The organism is Paraburkholderia sp. Tr-20389, from assembly GCF_017104565.1.
Taxonomy (GTDB): Bacteria; Pseudomonadota; Gammaproteobacteria; order Burkholderiales; family Burkholderiaceae; genus Paraburkholderia.
In genome coordinates this window covers 22,833-39,424 of the sequence record NZ_JAAGPD010000040.1, presented here as the reverse complement: position 1 = coordinate 39,424, position 16,592 = coordinate 22,833, and the positions used below count along the sequence as shown (strand labels likewise).

The following is a 16,592-nucleotide window of genomic DNA, read 5'->3' as shown; positions in this document are numbered from 1 at the left end:
GCCGCCACCACCTATGGAGCAATCGACGTGAGCCAAATCATCAAATCGACCACGAAGGTCTATTTCAAAACCGATCGCGGCTATGAGTCGGACGGCGGCAGCACGAATCAAGATGGCATTGGTGCGTTGCTTTGGGCGCTAGACGAGATCGGTCGAGTTATGACAATCGACGGACAGGAGGACGCTGCGCGCGATGCGCTGGAGGCAGCAATCCGGCGCACAGAGGCCGACCTTAACAAGGGAGATGACCGGCTATGACCCTATACGCAGTCCACATACAAGGCCCCGACGACATTATCGCGGCGCCGGGCGAGCGCGAGGCGCAAACCCTTGCGAAGAAGCTAAACGCGTTCTTCATGGAGACGCTTAAGCAGAGCACGCCAGCGACACCGATGATCGAAGCGGTCGTCATCAAATGGCCGTATGCGCCGACAGCGCACGCAGAAGAACTTGCGAAAGATTGGGCCGATCACGCGAAGTTCATTGGGCCGATTGAGCCAGTCGATGAGCGGGATACGCGGACGATCGACATGTTCAGCGAGCAGGCGTCATGAGAAAGACCGATTGGTATCCGCCGAACGTCGACCCGCTCCGAGTTGGCAACTACGAGATGCTCAACACCTCGACGGGCGTGATTTTCCCTGTCTTCTACAGCGGCTCGCGATGGTTTCATGATCGCAAGGGGCCAGCGGTTCCGCTTGTGCGGGTGTGGCCGTGGCGTGGCCTGTCAGGGAATCCGGACGCGCCAAGTTGGCCCTTCAACAGCAAGATGCAAAACGTCGCTAAGGGTGGACGATGACTGAACACACGCGCAGCAAAACATACAGCCTGTCCATGAACATCGACGGCTTCACGCGCAATAACCGTTATCCGCGCGGCTACCGAAACATGTTCAGCGAGGATGGCAAGACGCTGACTCCAGCCGAGGCGCGAACCTATCTCGCACTGGAAAAGGCGAAGGGCCGCGTCGTTATCCCATGCTCGTCGGAGTGCGGCAATCCTTGCCAGCACGAGGACAACGGATGCAGCGGGTTTGATTATGCGGGCGGTGGGTGTCCGGGGCGATATACGGAGGGGAAATGAGCACCACGGCAGCACTCAATCTCAAACTCGTCGCCGCGATGGCCGAGAAGATGGCGCGCGACGTCGAGCAGCACAAATTGTGGCCCGGCGAACTGGACAAGGCAGTCGCGCAGATGCGGGCGTGGCTCTCGGAGGTGAGGGAATGACCGACTTCGAAGCATTAAAAGCTGAGTTGCAATGGGCGCTGGAGAACAATGGCGACCGTCCACGGACTGAGGCGGCGATTTTGCAAGCGTTGGAACTGATTGAGGAACTGGAGGTGAAGGCGTGACCTGTGACCAACAACGATTCGAGCGCGACGTCGCCGACCATGTGATGACGATTCACCGTGACGACGGCGTGGACCGGCATATCACGTTCAAGACGCCCGGCACAAGTTGCTACTGGTTTGAGATCCTGACGTGGCCGGGTGCGCTCTGCATCCGTGGCGACTGCGGAACATACGTGTTCTCGCGGCTGACGGATATGTTTGAGTTCTTCCGCAGCGATGACCGCGGCGACCCTCAGACCCTCTACATCAACGAGGGTTACTGGCGAGAAAAGCTTCAGGCCGTCAATAACTGCGGCTACGGCAAAGGATCGGTCGTCAAGTTCTCGCAGGAAGACTTTGAGCAGCACGTGATGGAGCGCGTCGAAGGCTATCTGGAAGGGTATGCAATCACCGACGAGCGCCGCGCCGAACTCATGGAGCGCATTCAGGATGAAGTGCTGGGCAACTCGCATGACGGCGAGGTTCGGGCCTTCGATGCGCTCAACGAGTTCCATGATGAGGAATTCCCGCGTCTTTTCGAAGACTGTTGGGAGTGGCGCTGCGAAGAGTACGACTTCAGCTTTCTTTGGAACGCGTATGCCATTGCATGGGCTATCCGCAAGTACGACGCGGCGAAAGCGGAGAAGCGCGCGGCATGATTGAAGCAGCACAGCGGGTCATCGAGGCGACCCGCCAACACTGGGAGTCAACAATGGAGCGACGAGAAGTAGTCGACCTGTTCGGCGAGACGGTCGTGATCGAGATCAGCGAGTCGAAGGCAGTTCGCAAGCCGACTAGGCCGAACGGGTATGCGGCGCCGCCGGGGACTGGGCCAGCGGGGGAGACTTGTCGGTCATGCGAACACGCGGTGAGGGTGAGCGCCAACACAGCTGGAACGTATCGCAAGTGCAAGTTGAACGAGCACAACTGGACGGGTGGACCGGGTAGCGACATTCTGTTCAGGTCGCCGGCTTGTAGATTGTGGGAACGGGAGAAGGGTGAATGAATACGGTCTTTATTCTGATGGCAGAGTTCGGGGCGCGCGCAGTGATCCCGATCGACGAGGTGCGGAAGGCGTACTTCTCGCATCTGGAACTTGACAAACTGCTGCGCAAGATCGCGCTGGGCGAGATAGGTCTGCCGCTTGTCCGCATCGAGAAAAGCGCGAAGTCAGCCAAGGGCGTCTATGTGCAGGACTTGGCCGACTACATCGACGCCCAGCGCGCGGCGGCGGTGAAGGAACGGAATCAGATGCGGGAGGCCGCGTGACGAAATCACACATCACGACCGAGCGTCTGAGGGAAGTTCTCAACTACGACCCGGAGACTGGCGTGTTCACCAACAAACGCGCGGGGAAGGGATTCCCTAGGCAAGGAAAGGTCGCCGGCTGCATTGATCCTTCGACCGGCTATCGGCGGATCCGCATTGACCGAGTTCTCTATTACGCGCAGCGGCTGGCTTGGCAATACGTCACCGGAGAAATCCCGCCGTTTGAAGTCGACCATAAGAATGGTCGTCGGGACGAAAATTGGTTCGAAAATCTTCGCCCGGCAACACGGCTGGAGAACAGTCATAACATCCGGGCGACCAAGACGAACAAGTCCGGGCGCCGCGGCGTTTCATGGCACAAGGAAAAGGGATTGTGGCGAGCCACGATCAAACACGATGGGAGGTGGTTCCATCTCGGATATTTCGACGACCCGAACGAGGCCGCCGAAGTGCGAGACCTGGCTACGGAGATGCTGCACGGCGAGTTTGCGTATCATTTTTTGCATACTCGGTCCAGCCAGTCCCAATCTGCCCACTTGTCACCAACTTGACGCACGTGAGTGTATCGCTTGAGGGTTTGCCAGCTACGATGCCCTGAAACGGACGCCACACGCTGGACGGTCCAGCCCATTTCTGACAGACGGCTCGCGCCTTCGTGGCGCAAATCATTCAGCACGAGGTCATCAATTCCGAGCGCCTGAACGGCATTGGTGAACGCCATGCTGGCAGACTTCTCAGCATATGGGAATATTCGCGGCTCGCCTTGCACTTTGGGCTGCGCCTGAATCACGCGCAACGCCTCAGGCGTCAGATAGCACCAGGTGTCGTTTCCCTGTTTCTCTTCTGGGTGTTTCAGGTCGCGGACCATTACCCGGCATCCATCGACGTCCAAATCGTTCCAGGTGATATTGCATATTTCGATTGCCCGACGAAGTGAATACATCGTCATCAGGCAAATCGACGTCATTGGCACCGTATCGCCTCGCGTGCTTTTCGACTTGCTGAAATGATCCATCAGCCGGTTCATTTCATCGCGAGTTGGGCGCCTGTCACGTTTATTCGAGCGGGCAATTGTGCCCATTCGTTTCATCACGACTCGCGCATCCTCAATCGCCTGATTATCGACGGGATATCCCCACGCAGGACGGGCGATTTTCAGGACGGATGAAAGGTGGGAGAAATAATTGTCGGCGGTCGAAGGCGATACGTTAAGGGCACCAACAAATTTCACCAAAGCGGCGCTGTCAATATGAGAACAGCGGGTTTCGGCGAAATCGTGTGCCTCAATCATTTTCAGAACGTTGAGCTTTGACCGGCTCATTTTCCGTTTTGTCTCGCGCCGAGCCCGGTCAATCACATCTTTGATCGGCGGATCTTCGGCAAGCGCCTTTTTTAGGCCGGTCGGATCGGCCAGCTCGGCCTCGCGTTTCTTGACCCACGCCTTGGCCGCAGCCTCTCGCGCGAAGGTCTGGGTTTCCTGGTGCAGAACCTTGCCGCCCTTGCGAATCCGTACCTGGGCTTTGTAGGATGTGCTACCGTCCTTGTTCGTTCTCGGTGTGATTGCGCCCATTTGTCGTGTCCTGTGGTGCCATGAGTTTCGCGGCACCGATTTTGGCACCATGGCACCACAAAAACAAGCAACGATAAGGGTAAACGAGGTACAATGGTACAGATACAAACGAGCCGTAAACCCTTGATCGACAACGAAACCCAATGAAATCAAGGCTCTTAACCGACAACTCGAAACCCATCATCGACAAGCCCTTGAGCAAATATCCGTATCCGATTCCAAGCCGCGAAGAAATCCTCGGCGTGCTGCGCACGAGTGAAACGCCGCTTGCAGCGAACGACATCGCCGAAGCACTGTCGATCAAGCGCCAGGAGCGCGAAGGGTTTTTCAAGCGCCTCGCCGCCATGGAGCGCGATGGCCAGATCAGACTCGATCAGCGCGGGCATTATCAACTGACTCATCCGTCGAACTTCGTCGCGGGCCGCGTGCAGGGCCATCGCGACGGCTACGGTTTTCTGATCCGCGACGACGGTCAGGACGATCTGTTCCTGCCGACGGGCGAAATGCAGAAGGTCATGCACAACGACCGCGTGCTTGCGCGCATCGTCGGCTATGACCGGCGCGGCCGGCCCGAAGGCCACATCGTCGAGGTCACGGACCGCGCGAACAAGCGCGTGATCGGGCGTCTGTTGAACGAGAACGGTGCGCTGATCGTCGTGCCCGAAGAGAAGCGCATTGGTCACGACATCCTGATCACGCAGAACACGAAGAAGGCGAAGGTCGGGCAGGTGGTCGTCGTCGAGCTGACGGATTTTCCGAGCCGTCATTCGCAGCCGCTGGGACGGGTCGTCGAAGTGCTCGGCGATATCGACGATCCGGGCATGGAGATCGAAATCGCGGTGCGCAAGTACGGCGTGCCGCACGAGTTCAGCCAGGCCGCGCTCGATGCCGCCGCGAAGCTGCCCGACGAAGTACGCCCCGTCGACATCAAGCATCGCGTCGATCTGCGCGACGTGCCGCTCGTCACGATCGACGGCGAGGACGCGCGCGATTTCGACGACGCGGTGTACTGCGAGCCGATCAAGGTCGGGCGCGGCGAGGGCTTCCGCCTGATCGTCGCGATCGCCGACGTGTCGCATTACGTGCTGCCCGACGGCGGTCTCGATGTCGATGCGATCGAACGCAGCACGTCGGTGTATTTCCCGCGCCGCGTGATTCCGATGCTGCCGGAGAAGCTGTCGAACGGTCTCTGCTCGCTCAATCCGCAAGTGGACCGCTGCGTGCTGGTGTGCGACATGGTCATCACCGCACGCGGCGAGATCAAGGCGTATCAGTTCTATCCCGGCGTCATGCACTCGGCCGCGCGTCTCACGTACACGGAAGTCGCGGCCGTGCTGACCAACACGAAGGGTCCGGAAGCGACGCGCCGCGCGGCGCTGCTGCCGCAACTGCAGAATCTGTATGGCGTCTACAAGTCCCTGTTCGCCGCGCGCCAGAAGCGCGGCGCGATCGACTTCGATACGACTGAGACCTACATTGTCTGCAACGCGCAGGGCAAGATCGAGCAGATCGTGCCGCGTCACCGCAACGACGCGCACAAGCTGATCGAGGAATGCATGCTGGCCGCGAATGTGTGCGCGGCCGACTTCATGAAGCGCAACAAGCATCCGGGCCTGTATCGCGTGCACGCAGGGCCGACGACTGAGCGCCTCGAAAATCTGCGCACGTTCCTGCGTGGAATGGGCCTCACGCTCGGCGGCGGCGACACGCCGCACGCGAGCGATTACGCCGCGCTGATGGCGCACATCCGCGACCGTCCCGACGCGCAGATGCTGCAGACCATGTTGCTGCGCTCGATGCAGCAGGCCGTCTACAGCCCGGACAACATCGGCCACTTCGGTCTCGCGTACGAGGCGTATGCGCACTTCACGAGCCCGATCCGCCGCTATCCGGACCTGCTCACGCACCGCGCGATCTACGCGATCCTGCAAGGCCGCAAGTACGAGCCGAAGGCGCCGCATGGCGTCGAGCTGAACACGGCGCTGTCGCCGCGTGCGCGTGCGCTGCAGGCCGAAGACGAAAAGCGTGGCAACCGCGGTCGTCCGAACACGGCGATCTGGGAAGAGCTCGGTTTGCACTGCTCGGCGAACGAGCGCCGCGCGGATGAAGCATCGCGCGACGTCGAGGCCTGGCTGAAGTGCTACTTCATGCGCGACAAGCTCGGCGAAGAGTATGGCGGCATGGTGAGCGGCGTGACGTCGTTCGGCATCTTCGTGCAGCTCGATGCGCTCTTTATCGAAGGGCTCGTGCACGTGACGGAACTCGGCTCCGACTATTTCCAGTACGACGAGATCAAGAACGAACTGCGCGGCGAGCGCACGGGCATCCGTTACCGCTTGTCGGATCGCGTGCGCGTGCAGGTAAGCCGTGTCGATCTCGATGCGCGCAAGATCGATTTCCGTCTGGTGCGTGACATGCCTGTGAAGTCGCAGGCGCATCGCGCGACCACCTCGGAGAAAGCGAGCGATCTCGGCGGCCCGCGTGTGCGTTCGGTCGAGCGTGCGCCGCAGGTCGAAGGCGGCCGGCGCAAGAAGGCACCGCCTGCGCAGACGGCGGCGGTGAAGGAAGCGCGCGCGGCGCGCAAGGCGGCGGCTTCGAAGAAGCGGGCGGCGTCGAAGTCGTCCGCGAAGCCGGCGCACAAGAAACGTTGATTCCGCAGTTGATCCGGTAGTAACGCCGCGCCTGTGCGCGGCGCTCATTCTCATCGGGCGCGCCGCGACCGGACCAGTCGAGTCGGTCGCAGCGCGCTCATTCAAAGGTTGTTTCAGTCATGTCACGTCTCAAGGTTCTCTACGGTTTTCACGCGGTGACGGCCCGTTTGCGTCACGATCCTTCGTCGGTTGAAGAAATCTATTACGACCAGACGCGCCGCGACCGCCGGATGAACGAGTTTCTGGCCGTGGCGAAAGAGGCGGGTGTACGCCTCATTGCTGCTGACGAAACGCGTCTGTGGGGGCTTGCGCACACGGAGCGGCATCAGGGCGTCGTTGCGCGTGCGGGTGACGTGCCGCTGGCGCAGAATCTGGCCGAACTGCTCGACGGGATTCAGGGGCCGGCGTTGCTGCTGGTGCTCGATGGCATTACCGATCCGCACAATCTCGGCGCGTGTCTGCGCGTCGCCGACGCGGCGGGGGCGCACGCCGTGATTGCGCCGCGCGACCGGGCGGTCGGTCTGAATGCGACCGCGGCGAAAGTCGCGAGCGGGGCGGCCGATACGGTGCCGTACATTACCGTCACCAACCTGGCGCGCGCGTTGCGCGAGTTGAAGGATGCGGGCGTGTGGGTTGTCGGGACGGCGGGCGAGGCGACGGCATCGTTGTATGAGACGAAACTGGATGGTCCAGTTGCCCTTGTGATGGGTGCCGAGGGCGAGGGGATGAGAAGGCTCACGCGGGATACGTGTGACGAGGTGATGCAGATTCCGATGGCGGGGTCGGTGGAGAGTCTTAACGTTTCCGTGGCGTCTGGGGTTTGTTTGTTTGAAGCCGTGCGGCAGCGGGCTGTCAAGAAGTAGGTTTTTTGTCTGCGACGCAGTGGGGCCTGCGAGGCGCGGGCGTTGCCATTGGGGTTTCTCTGGCATCCGCGTGATGTCGTCGTACTTCGTGCGTTGCCCCTGTGCGGGGCGGCACCTACTTTTCTTTGCAGCGGCAAAGAAAAGTAGGCAAAAGAAAGCCGCTCACCCCGCCAGCCCTTGTTTTTGCCTGCGGGCCCCCAACGGGTCCCGCACTCCACGCGGCATCGAGCTAATCCATGCTAGTTGCCAACGTTCTCAGACTCGCATCACCCACTTCACAATCCCGCGTCACGGCCTGCGTTACAAGGAGTCCACCGCCGCCCAGGTGGCAAACTGTGTGTAGGCCATCGCGACGGAAGTGCACCACTCCGGAATGAAAAGCGGGATCGGTGTCGTAGGATCGCTAACCATACGGTGCGACAACCTACACACAGTTTGCCACCTGGGCGGCGTGGACGATTCGCTGCCGCTGGCTGCCTGCGGGTGATTGGAGTGGGTGATGCGCCGGTTCAAGGCGCTGGCAACGGGCGGAAAGAAGTGTGTTGCCGTGTGGAGTGCGGGACCCGTTGGGGGCCCGCAGGCAAGAACAAGGGCTGGCGGGGTGAGCCCGCTTTCTTTGCTTACTTTCTTTGCGGCGGCAAAGAAAGTAAGTGCCGCCCCGCACAGGGGCAACGCATGAACTACGACGGCAAAACGCGGATGCCAGCGATGCGATACAGAGTACAGGTCCAACTGCAATGAAAATCCCCAGGCACCTTAGAAAATCGCTAGCGCTCGCAGCGCTAATCACAGCGACAGCCTGCACAACGACAACAACAACGACAACGCTGACAAACAAAGGCACCTACTACACAGACACATCCCGCGAAGCGCAATACAAAGACACCCGAATCCGTTTCCTGGTAATGCACTACACGGAAATCGAAGAAGAGGAATCGTTGAACGTGCTGACCCAGCAACAGGTCAGCGCCCACTACGTCGTCCCCGACCACCCCCGTGAGAAAAACGGCGAACCCATCGTCTGGCAACTCGTCCCCGAATCGCAGCGCGCCTGGCATGCAGGCTTGAGCTACTGGCAGGGCACGACGGAACTGAACGCGGCATCGATCGGTATCGAGAACGTCAACCTCGGACCGATCGACACGCCGCAAGGCCGCACCTGGCAACCCTATCCGCCCGCGCAGGTCGACGCGATGATCCGGCTCGCGAAAGACATCGTCACGCGCTACGGCATTCCGCCGACACGCGTCGTCGGCCACAGCGATATCGCGCCGCAACGCAAGATCGACCCCGGTCCGCTCTTTCCGTGGAAACAGCTCTACGATGCCGGCATCGGCGCATGGCCCGACGATCAAACCGTCACGCAAGAACTCGCAGGCCGGGATCCGCACGCGAGCGTCGACGTGCGCACGCTTCAGCAAAAGCTCGCACGCTATGGCTACGAAGTCGCGACGGACGGCGTGCTCGACGACAAAACCCGCCGCGTGTTCGCCGCGTTCCAGATGCATTTCCGTCCCGCCGATTACTCGGGTACGCCCGATGCGCAGACGGACGCGATCGCTCAGGCGCTGCTCGACAAGTACATGCCCGTTGCAACGCAGGAACCGTCGAAGAGCGCGCCATGAACGCGTGCCAACGGACCACTGCGCAATAAATCCAGCCTGGCTCGCGGACTCCGGTAAACTTACCGTTTTCCGCCTGCCTCAAGCATTTCCCATCATGACTCAAGACGAACTCAAGCAACTGGTCGGCCGCGCCGCCGCCGACTACGTGATCGCGAACGTACCCGAGGGCGCCGTGATCGGCGTCGGCACGGGCTCGACTGCGAACTGCTTCATCGACGCGCTCGCCGCTCACAAGTCGCGCTATCGCGGCGCCGTGTCCAGTTCGGTTGCCACCACGGCACGCCTGCAATCGCATGGCATCCAGGTGTTCGACCTGAACGAAGTCGAATCGCTGCAAGTGTACGTCGACGGCGCCGACGAAATCGACGCCAGCGGCGCGATGATCAAGGGCGGCGGTGGCGCGCTCACGCGCGAGAAAATCGTCGCGTCGGTGTCGGAAACGTTCGTGTGCATCGCGGACGCGACGAAGCGCGTCGACCTGCTCGGCCAGTTCCCGCTCCCCATCGAAATCGTGCCGATGGCGCGCACCGCGATCGGCCGCCGCGTCACGGCGCTGGGCGGCGTCCCCGTCCTGCGTGTGGCAAAGGACGGCACGCCGTTCATCACCGACAACGGCAACGAGATCATCGACGTGAAGGGGCTGCGCATCGCCGATCCCCGCGCGCTCGAAGCCAGCATCAACGCATGGCCCGGCGTGGTGACGGTGGGCCTGTTCGCGAGCCGCGGCGCCGATCTGTGCCTGCTCGGCAGCGAGACGGGCGTCGAAGAGATCCGCTACAGCAAGCGCTGAACATCGAAGGTTGCACGCGCGTAACACGGCGCCGCACTGCGTTTCGCAGGCGGCGCTTTTTTTTCGCCCGCGCGCTGCGCGCACGAAACACCCTGGCGCCCAGGCCCACGCCCACGCCCAGGCACCTGCGCGCATTGCTGCCGCGAATGACGCCGCTGCGTGGGCGCGCGTACAGAGTTCCCGCGAGGGGCTGCGAATAATGCTTCGACCGAACATCCGTCGTGCGGGCTGCCCGCGTTCATCGCGAGGACGCCCGATCAAGCATGTATTCCATGCAGTCCGCTTCAGGAGAACCAGATGCAACAGGCTCAGGAGTTTTGGGACGGTGTTTTCCAGACCCGCGGCAATGACGCCAACCGGCTCGTCGACGTTCCAGATCCGAAGAATCCCGTGTACATGCGCGCGCTCCAGCACTTCGGCGACGTGCGCGGCAAAACCCTGGTCGATCTCGGCTGCGGGGCGGGTGCGTCGTCGCTGTTTTTTGCGTCGATGGGCGCGAACGTGGTGAGCATCGACCTGAGTTCGATGGCCATCGACAACCTGAAGCGCTACTGCGCGCAGCAAGGCATCGACAACATCTCGGCGCGCGTGCTGTCGGCGCAGGACATCGGCCTGATCGAGCCGGCCGATTTCGTGTTCGGTGCGATGATCCTGCATCACATCGAGCCGTTTTCGCAGTTCGCCGCGTCGCTGCGCAAGGCGATCAAGCCAGGCGGCCGCGCGTTCTTCTGGGAGAACAACGCGACCAGCAACACGATGATGTGGTTCCGCAATCACGTGATCGGCAAACTATGGATCCCGAAGCATGGCGATCCCGACGAATCGCCGCTCGCGCCGTACGAGGTCGATCATCTGCGCAAACACTTCAGCGTGACGACGGAATATCCGGAGATGGTCTTCGCGCTGATGGCGTCGCGCTATCTGTTGCGCGGCCGTCTCGACGGACACGCCGTGAAGGTCGACAAATTCCTGTATCGCTATCCGCCCATCCGCAAGTACAGCTACCGGCAGTTCGTCTGTCTGAAGTGATGTGACGCGGTGACATGAAGTTACGCCCGTATGCGCCGTGAACGCGGCGCATACGGGCATCGAGCCATCTCCAGACACCCGGCATCAGCCAGGGCGCCTCAAGGCGCCATGCGCGCGATAGTCCGGCTCATCTGCTGCAAGTAGCTGTCGAGCGAGAAGTGGAGCTGCACATCGGCATAAGCCTGCTCGGCGAGTTGCTGGGCGAGCGCAGGCGTATCGCGCAGCGTCTCGATGGCATTCACGAGGCCTGCGACGTCGCCCGGTTGCACGAGCCAGCCGTTCTCGCGATGCCGCACGATCTCCAGCACGCCGCCTGCCGCTGCCGCCACCACGGGGCGTCCCGCCGCCATGCCTTCGATGATCACGCGGCCGAACGGCTCGGGTTCCGTCGACGTATGCAGGATCACGTCCATTGCCTTCATCCACGCGGGCATGTCGTCGCGAAACCCGGCGAAGTGCACGCGGTCGGCGACACCGAGTTCCTCGGCCTGCCGATGCAATTGCTGCGCGTACGCGTCCTCGCCGAACAATGCCGCGCCGACCAGCACGAGATGCGCGCCGGGCAGTTTCGCGAGCGCCTCGATGGCGATGTGCTGGCCTTTCCACGGCGCAAGCCGTCCGAACAGTCCCGCGAGCCACGCGTCTTCGGGCAGTCCGAGGCGGCGGCGCAGCGCGTGGATATCGCTGGCATCCGTCTGCGCAAACGCGGATGCGTCGATGCCGTTGTGAACCACGGGCACGGCGTCGGCGGCGAGGCCCGTGAGCGCGGTCAGCGCATCGGCGCTTGCGCGCGAGTTCGCGACGACGAGATCGACGGCATGCCGCACGAGCCAGCGCACGATGCGCAGCTGCACCTGTCCGAAGTGATCGCGCGACATGATGTCCCGCACATGCCAGATCACGGGCCGCCGATGCAGCGGCTTGCCGAGCGCGCCGAGCACCAGCGCCTTCTGTGTATTCAGGAACAGCACGTCGAACTGCTTCGCCTGCGTGGCGATGGTCCGCACCTGCGCGAGGATGCCAGGCACGGCGCGCAGCCAGTTGAGCCGCAGCGCCTCGCGCTTGATGGCGGCGACTTTCGCGTTGCTGGTCACGCGCACGCGTACGCCGAGCGCTTCGAGGCGCGCGCGAAACGGGCCGTCGGACAGCAGCAGCACTTCGCTGCGCGCGGCGCAGCGCGCAGCGAGCGGCAGCAGCGACAGCTCGGCGCCGCCGAGCTGGCCGCTCTGATCGACGAACAGCACCGTCGGTGACGCAGTGGAGTCGGGAACGGGTGCATCGGTTGTCAAAACCGTTTCGAGCGCAACGGTCCCGGCTGCGGCAAGCTCGACGGGTGGAAAACGATGCGGGAGTTCGGGTGCATTCATTGGTTCGTCACCGGAGGGCGAGCAAAGACGCGCAGTGCGTGAATCCGTCAGTCGAAACGCGATCGCGGATGCAACGGGCGAGCACTCATTATTCGCGCTCCGTTGGCCGTCCAGTGTGGGCGTGCGCACGCTCTGCAAGCGATGCGCACCGTACACTTGGCATGACGGCCTTTGAACAATTCAAAGTGGGGAAATCATGAAAGTGGCGATCGTGCACGACTGGCTTGTCGCGCCCGGCGGTGCGGAGAAAGTGCTGGAGCAGATCATTCAGTGCTTCCCCGATGCCGACCTGTTCAGCCTCGTCGATTTCATGGTGGACCGCGCACCCGTCTGCGGCAAAACCGTCACCACGTCCTTCATCCAGCATCTGCCGTTCGCGCGGCGGCGTCATCGCGGATACTTGCCGCTGATGCCGCTCGCCGTCGAGCAGTTCGATCTGTCCAGCTACGATCTGATCATTACGAGTTCGTATGCGGTCGCCAAGGGCGTGCTGGTCGGCCCCGATCAGACGCACGTCAGCTACGTGCATTCGCCGATGCGCTACGCGTGGGATCTGCAGCATCAGTATCTGCGCGAGGCGAAGCTCACGCGCGGGCTGCGTTCGTGGGCGACGCGCGCGTTGCTGCACTACCTGCGCAGCTGGGATTCGCGCTCGGCGAACGGCGTCGACCGGCTGATCGCGAATTCGCAGTTCGTCGCGCGCCGCATGATGAAGACCTATCGGCGCGATGCCGCCGTGATCCCGCCGCCCGTCGACGTCGACCGCTTCGAGCTGTGCACGCAGAAAGACGGCTTCTATCTGACGGCGTCGCGCATGGTCCCGTACAAGCGCATCGACCTGATCGTCGAGACGTTTTCGTCGATGCCGGACCGCAAGCTGGTGGTGATCGGCGAGGGTCCGCAGATGGATATGATCCGCGCCAAAGCGGGCCCCAACGTGTCGATCCTCGGCTATCAGCCGTTCGCCGTCCTGAAAGATCACATGCAGCGCGCGAAGGCATTCGTGTTCGCCGCCGAGGAAGACTTCGGCATTGCCGTGGTCGAGGCGCAGGCGTGCGGCACACCCGTGATCGCCTATGGCAAGGGCGGCGCGCTGGAAACAGTGGTGCCGCTCGGCGAGCCGCAACCGACGGGTCTGTTCTTCCGGCAGCAGAGCGTCACGGCCTTGCGGGATGCCGTGGAGCGCTTCGAACGCCAGCAGGCGATGATTTCGCCCGTCGCCTGCCGGATCAACGCCGAACAGTTCTCCGCCACGCATTTCCGGCGTGCCTTCATGAACGAAGTGACGCGCACGATCGCCGCGGCAGGCGACCGCCAGCGCGAAGATCCGTCCGTCAACCACGTGACGTCGTGGCCCGGCGACACGGCGGCGGGCGGCATGTGGGGGCGGTGAGTTTTTACCCCTGTTTTTGCAGGCGTTCTTGCATGTGAGTGCGCGGTTCGTGCCGCACACTTTCGCTTCTTCTCAAGCCGGTTTCCACGCCGGTTCCCACTGACGACAAACGCAAGAGGGTTCGCCTCACGAATCCTCGCGCCGTCGCGTGCCCGGCGGTGAACATCGCGAAGCCGCTCGTCACGCGTTTCGATTCCCGCGCCGACAGGTTGCGTTGAACCGGCAGCGACAATCGTTGCATCCGTGTATCAAAGGAAAAAGGCCGCGCCGGAAAACCGGCGCGGCCCGATCTGATTCGCCGCTAGCTGTGCGAAGCGCTGCTAGCGCTTCGTCGTCTCGCCGCCCGTCGGATCGCCCGCCGTGTACGTGTACGCATACGCGTAGTCGTACGTGCCGTAGCGTCCGCCGCTCTTCAGCGGCACCGCGTTCATCACGCCGCCGATCAGTCGTGCGCGGGCGCGGCGCAGTTTCTTCAGCGATTCGTTGATGTTGCGTTCCGTATGCGCGCCGGCCCGCATCACGAGCACCGTCGAGCCGGCGATGTTCGCGATGATCGCGGCATCGGCTACGGCCAGCAGCGGCGGCGTATCCACGATCACCAGATCGAACTCCTGTTCGAAGCGCGCGAGAATTTCCGCGAAACGGTGCGACGTCAGGATTTCCGACGGGTTCGGCGGATAGGCGCCCGCCGCGATGAAGTGCAGGCCCTTGACGCCCGTTGCACGCGCGGCCACTTCGAGATCGACCTGATCCGTCAGCAGTTCCGTCAGACCACCGTTCGGCGAACGTCCGAGGTATTGCGCGAGGCGCCCGCGCCGCAGGTCCGCGTCGATCAGCAGCACGCGCTTGCCCGTTTCCGCGAGCAGCGCGGCCAGGTTCGCACACAGGAAGCTCTTGCCGTCCGACGGCGCCGGGCTCGTGAACGCGACCACCCGATTGGGCGCATCGACCAGTCCGAACTGCAGCGTCGCGCGCAGGCCGCGCAACCCTTCGACGGAGGTATCGAACGGATGGGTCTTCACCAGCAGCGGTCGCACGGGCGCCTGGGCGGGCGGCACGATGGTCTGCGTGCCGCGCGGAACGGCAGCCGGCGTGGCCGTGCGCGGCCGCATCAGACGCGCGATGCCCGTGGCGGGCGCCACGGCGGTGCTCGTGTGCGCGCCCTTGGCGTGCAGCGCGCGGCTGTTGTTCATCGCGAGACGGTCGCTGCGCGCCTGTTCGGGGCTGAACGAAATCGAACCGAAGATGGGCATGTTGAAGCGGCGTTCGACGAACTCGGGATCGGCGACACCCGTGAAGAATGTCCGGCGGCAGAACGCGAACAGCACGCCGCCGATGATGCCGAGCACCGTGCCCGCCGAAATGATCAGCGCCGACTTCGGCCGCACGGGCGAGGAGGGCAGCAGCGCTTCGTCGATGATGTGCACGTTGCCGATCGTTCCGGCTCGCGTGATCGACAGCTCCTGGATCTTGTTGAGCAGCGCGACGTAGATTTCTTCCGCGACCTTGGCATCGCGTTGCAGCGACATCGCTTCGCGTTCGGAGCCCGGCAGCGTCTTGAAGTGATCTTCGAAGCGCGCCTTTTCGTTCGCCATCGACGCAAGTTGCGCATCGACGGTCTTCACCTCGGGCGCATCCGCCGTGAAGCGCGTCAGCAACTGCGCGCGTGCGATCCGCAATGCGGCGATCTGCTTTTCGTATTCGAGACCGCCCGACAGATACACGCCGGCTTCCTGGGTCGGCTGGAACGATCCGCTGCGCGACTGATACTCGGACAGCGCCGTTTCCGCGCGACGCACTTCGTCGCGCAGGCGCGGCATTTCGCTGTTCAGGAACGACAGCATGCGGCTCGCTTCTTCCTGCGCGCGTTCCTGGCGATGCTTCAGATACGAAGCCGCCACCGCGTTGATGATCGCGGTGATCGCGTGCGGATCGGTGCCCATGTACGACAGTTGCACGACGCCTGTTTCGCGGCCTTTTTCGGCGACCTGCAGGCCGCCCGCGAGACCCGCGACGGCGTCGAGCTGGTTGAAGCGCGTCACGAAGAAATCGGTGCCGGCGCGTGCGACCAGCGTATTGACGAGGAGCGAGACGCCGCTGCCCGTCGCGCGTTCGCCGGCGACGCCCGTCAGAAGCAGCCGGCCGAACGGGTCGAACAGTTCGTAGCGGCCGTTGCCCTTCGCGCGCAGCGTGAGTTGCGCGCCTTCGAGATCCTTCGGCACGGTGATCGAGTCGACCGAAAACTGTTCGCCACCCCAGGCATACGAACGCATGCCGAACAGCGCGCCGAGAGGATGACCCGAACGCGCGAACAGCGACGTGATGCGGCCGATATACGGCATCGTCTTCGGCGATGCGCCGAAGTTCAGCTTGAACTGCTCGACCACGGGTTCGACGACGGCGCGGCTCTTGATGATTTCGATTTCCGCGTCGGTATGCATCGCGCCCGACGGCACGAGCGACGCCAGCGCCTGCGAAGTCGAGCTGTTGTTCTGGTTACCCGCTTCGACCTGGATCAGCGCGTCGGCGGAGTAGACGGGCGTGGCGATCTTCGTATAGACCGTCGCGGCGAGTATCACGCACGCTGCGATCCCGATCACCCACCAGATCTGCTCGAAGATCAGCCTCACCAGGTCCCGCATCACCGCATCCTCGTCGCCGCCGCCGTACGAAGGAGCAGTTTCTTTCATGTCATAGGCACT

Annotated in this window: 18 protein-coding genes; 15 read left to right on the top strand and 3 right to left on the bottom strand. The window is 62.6% G+C overall.

The features are described from left to right. Window positions 1-27: 27 nt before the first annotated feature. From G3N95_RS29865 to G3N95_RS29830, 9 genes are all read left to right on the top strand, one after another. Window positions 28-258 carry a hypothetical protein gene (locus G3N95_RS29865; protein WP_205973701.1) on the top strand — a complete coding sequence of 77 codons (231 nt, stop codon included), beginning with the start codon at window positions 28-30 and terminating at the stop codon, window positions 256-258. Further along, a complete protein-coding gene (locus tag G3N95_RS29860; RefSeq protein WP_205973700.1) occupies window positions 255-554 on the top strand; it encodes a hypothetical protein in 300 nt (99 codons plus the stop codon). The genes G3N95_RS29865 and G3N95_RS29860 overlap by 4 nt, the downstream gene beginning before the upstream one ends. Further along, window positions 551-799 carry a hypothetical protein gene (locus tag G3N95_RS29855; protein ID WP_205973699.1) on the top strand — a complete coding sequence of 83 codons (249 nt, stop codon included), beginning with the start codon at window positions 551-553 and terminating at the stop codon, window positions 797-799. The genes G3N95_RS29860 and G3N95_RS29855 overlap by 4 nt, the downstream gene beginning before the upstream one ends. Beyond that, on the top strand, window positions 796-1,083 hold the full coding sequence (locus tag G3N95_RS29850) for a hypothetical protein (RefSeq protein ID WP_205973698.1): 288 nt from the start codon (window positions 796-798) through the stop codon (window positions 1,081-1,083). The genes G3N95_RS29855 and G3N95_RS29850 overlap by 4 nt, the downstream gene beginning before the upstream one ends. Continuing rightward, window positions 1,080-1,229 carry a hypothetical protein gene (locus G3N95_RS29845; RefSeq protein WP_205973697.1) on the top strand — a complete coding sequence of 50 codons (150 nt, stop codon included), beginning with the start codon at window positions 1,080-1,082 and terminating at the stop codon, window positions 1,227-1,229. The genes G3N95_RS29850 and G3N95_RS29845 overlap by 4 nt, the downstream gene beginning before the upstream one ends. Then, window positions 1,226-1,354 carry a hypothetical protein gene (locus tag G3N95_RS40920; protein WP_277398042.1) on the top strand — a complete coding sequence of 43 codons (129 nt, stop codon included), beginning with the start codon at window positions 1,226-1,228 and terminating at the stop codon, window positions 1,352-1,354. The genes G3N95_RS29845 and G3N95_RS40920 overlap by 4 nt, the downstream gene beginning before the upstream one ends. A gap of 41 nt (window positions 1,355-1,395) precedes the next feature. Further along, the gene (locus tag G3N95_RS29840; protein WP_205973696.1) at window positions 1,396-1,992 is read left to right on the top strand and encodes a hypothetical protein; all 597 of its coding nucleotides are present in this window, start codon (window positions 1,396-1,398) and stop codon (window positions 1,990-1,992) included. Window positions 1,993-2,335: 343 nt separating this feature from the next. Next, window positions 2,336-2,602, top strand: a complete 267-nt coding sequence (locus tag G3N95_RS29835; RefSeq protein WP_205973695.1) for a pyocin activator PrtN family protein — start codon at window positions 2,336-2,338, stop codon at window positions 2,600-2,602. Beyond that, the gene (locus G3N95_RS29830; protein ID WP_205973694.1) at window positions 2,599-3,153 is read left to right on the top strand and encodes an HNH endonuclease; all 555 of its coding nucleotides are present in this window, start codon (window positions 2,599-2,601) and stop codon (window positions 3,151-3,153) included. Before G3N95_RS29835 ends, G3N95_RS29830 begins: the two co-directional genes overlap by 4 nt. Here the strand turns inward: G3N95_RS29830 and G3N95_RS29825 are convergent. Then, complete coding sequence (locus G3N95_RS29825; RefSeq protein WP_205973693.1) at window positions 3,096-4,172, bottom strand: site-specific integrase; 1,077 nt, start codon at window positions 4,170-4,172, stop codon at window positions 3,096-3,098. The two genes, G3N95_RS29830 and G3N95_RS29825, sit on opposite strands and share 58 nt — an antisense overlap. A gap of 143 nt (window positions 4,173-4,315) precedes the next feature. On the opposite strand from G3N95_RS29825, the gene rnr reads away from it, so the two are divergent. The 5 genes from rnr (at window position 4,316) to G3N95_RS29800 (ending at window position 11,130) form a co-directional block, all read left to right on the top strand. Next, complete coding sequence (gene rnr, locus G3N95_RS29820) at window positions 4,316-6,823, top strand: ribonuclease R (protein WP_205973692.1); 2,508 nt, start codon at window positions 4,316-4,318, stop codon at window positions 6,821-6,823. A 119-nt stretch (window positions 6,824-6,942) separates the two neighbouring features. Then, window positions 6,943-7,686, top strand: coding sequence for a 23S rRNA (guanosine(2251)-2'-O)-methyltransferase RlmB (gene rlmB, locus G3N95_RS29815; RefSeq protein ID WP_205973691.1), 744 nt, complete (start codon window positions 6,943-6,945; stop codon window positions 7,684-7,686). A 737-nt stretch (window positions 7,687-8,423) separates the two neighbouring features. Next, entirely contained in the window at window positions 8,424-9,311 is an 888-nt protein-coding gene (locus G3N95_RS29810) for an N-acetylmuramoyl-L-alanine amidase (RefSeq protein ID WP_205973690.1), read from the top strand. 94 nt (window positions 9,312-9,405) lie between these two features. After that, window positions 9,406-10,101 carry a ribose-5-phosphate isomerase RpiA gene (rpiA, locus tag G3N95_RS29805; RefSeq protein WP_205973689.1) on the top strand — a complete coding sequence of 232 codons (696 nt, stop codon included), beginning with the start codon at window positions 9,406-9,408 and terminating at the stop codon, window positions 10,099-10,101. Between the two features lie 297 nt (window positions 10,102-10,398). Beyond that, window positions 10,399-11,130: a class I SAM-dependent methyltransferase gene (locus G3N95_RS29800; protein ID WP_205973688.1), complete on the top strand. Its 732-nt coding sequence runs from the start codon at window positions 10,399-10,401 to the stop codon at window positions 11,128-11,130. Window positions 11,131-11,228: 98 nt separating this feature from the next. On the opposite strand, the gene G3N95_RS29795 is transcribed toward G3N95_RS29800, so the two are convergent. Continuing rightward, window positions 11,229-12,497: a glycosyltransferase family 4 protein gene (locus G3N95_RS29795; protein WP_205973687.1), complete on the bottom strand. Its 1,269-nt coding sequence runs from the start codon at window positions 12,495-12,497 to the stop codon at window positions 11,229-11,231. A 196-nt stretch (window positions 12,498-12,693) separates the two neighbouring features. Here G3N95_RS29795 and G3N95_RS29790 point away from each other — a divergent pair, with 196 nt between their 5' ends. After that, the gene (locus G3N95_RS29790) at window positions 12,694-13,890 is read left to right on the top strand and encodes a glycosyltransferase family 4 protein (RefSeq protein WP_205973686.1); all 1,197 of its coding nucleotides are present in this window, start codon (window positions 12,694-12,696) and stop codon (window positions 13,888-13,890) included. A gap of 320 nt (window positions 13,891-14,210) precedes the next feature. On the opposite strand, the gene G3N95_RS29785 is transcribed toward G3N95_RS29790, so the two are convergent. Further along, on the bottom strand, window positions 14,211-16,580 hold the full coding sequence (locus tag G3N95_RS29785) for a polysaccharide biosynthesis tyrosine autokinase (protein ID WP_241019029.1): 2,370 nt from the start codon (window positions 16,578-16,580) through the stop codon (window positions 14,211-14,213). Between the last annotated feature and the right edge of the window lie 12 nt (window positions 16,581-16,592).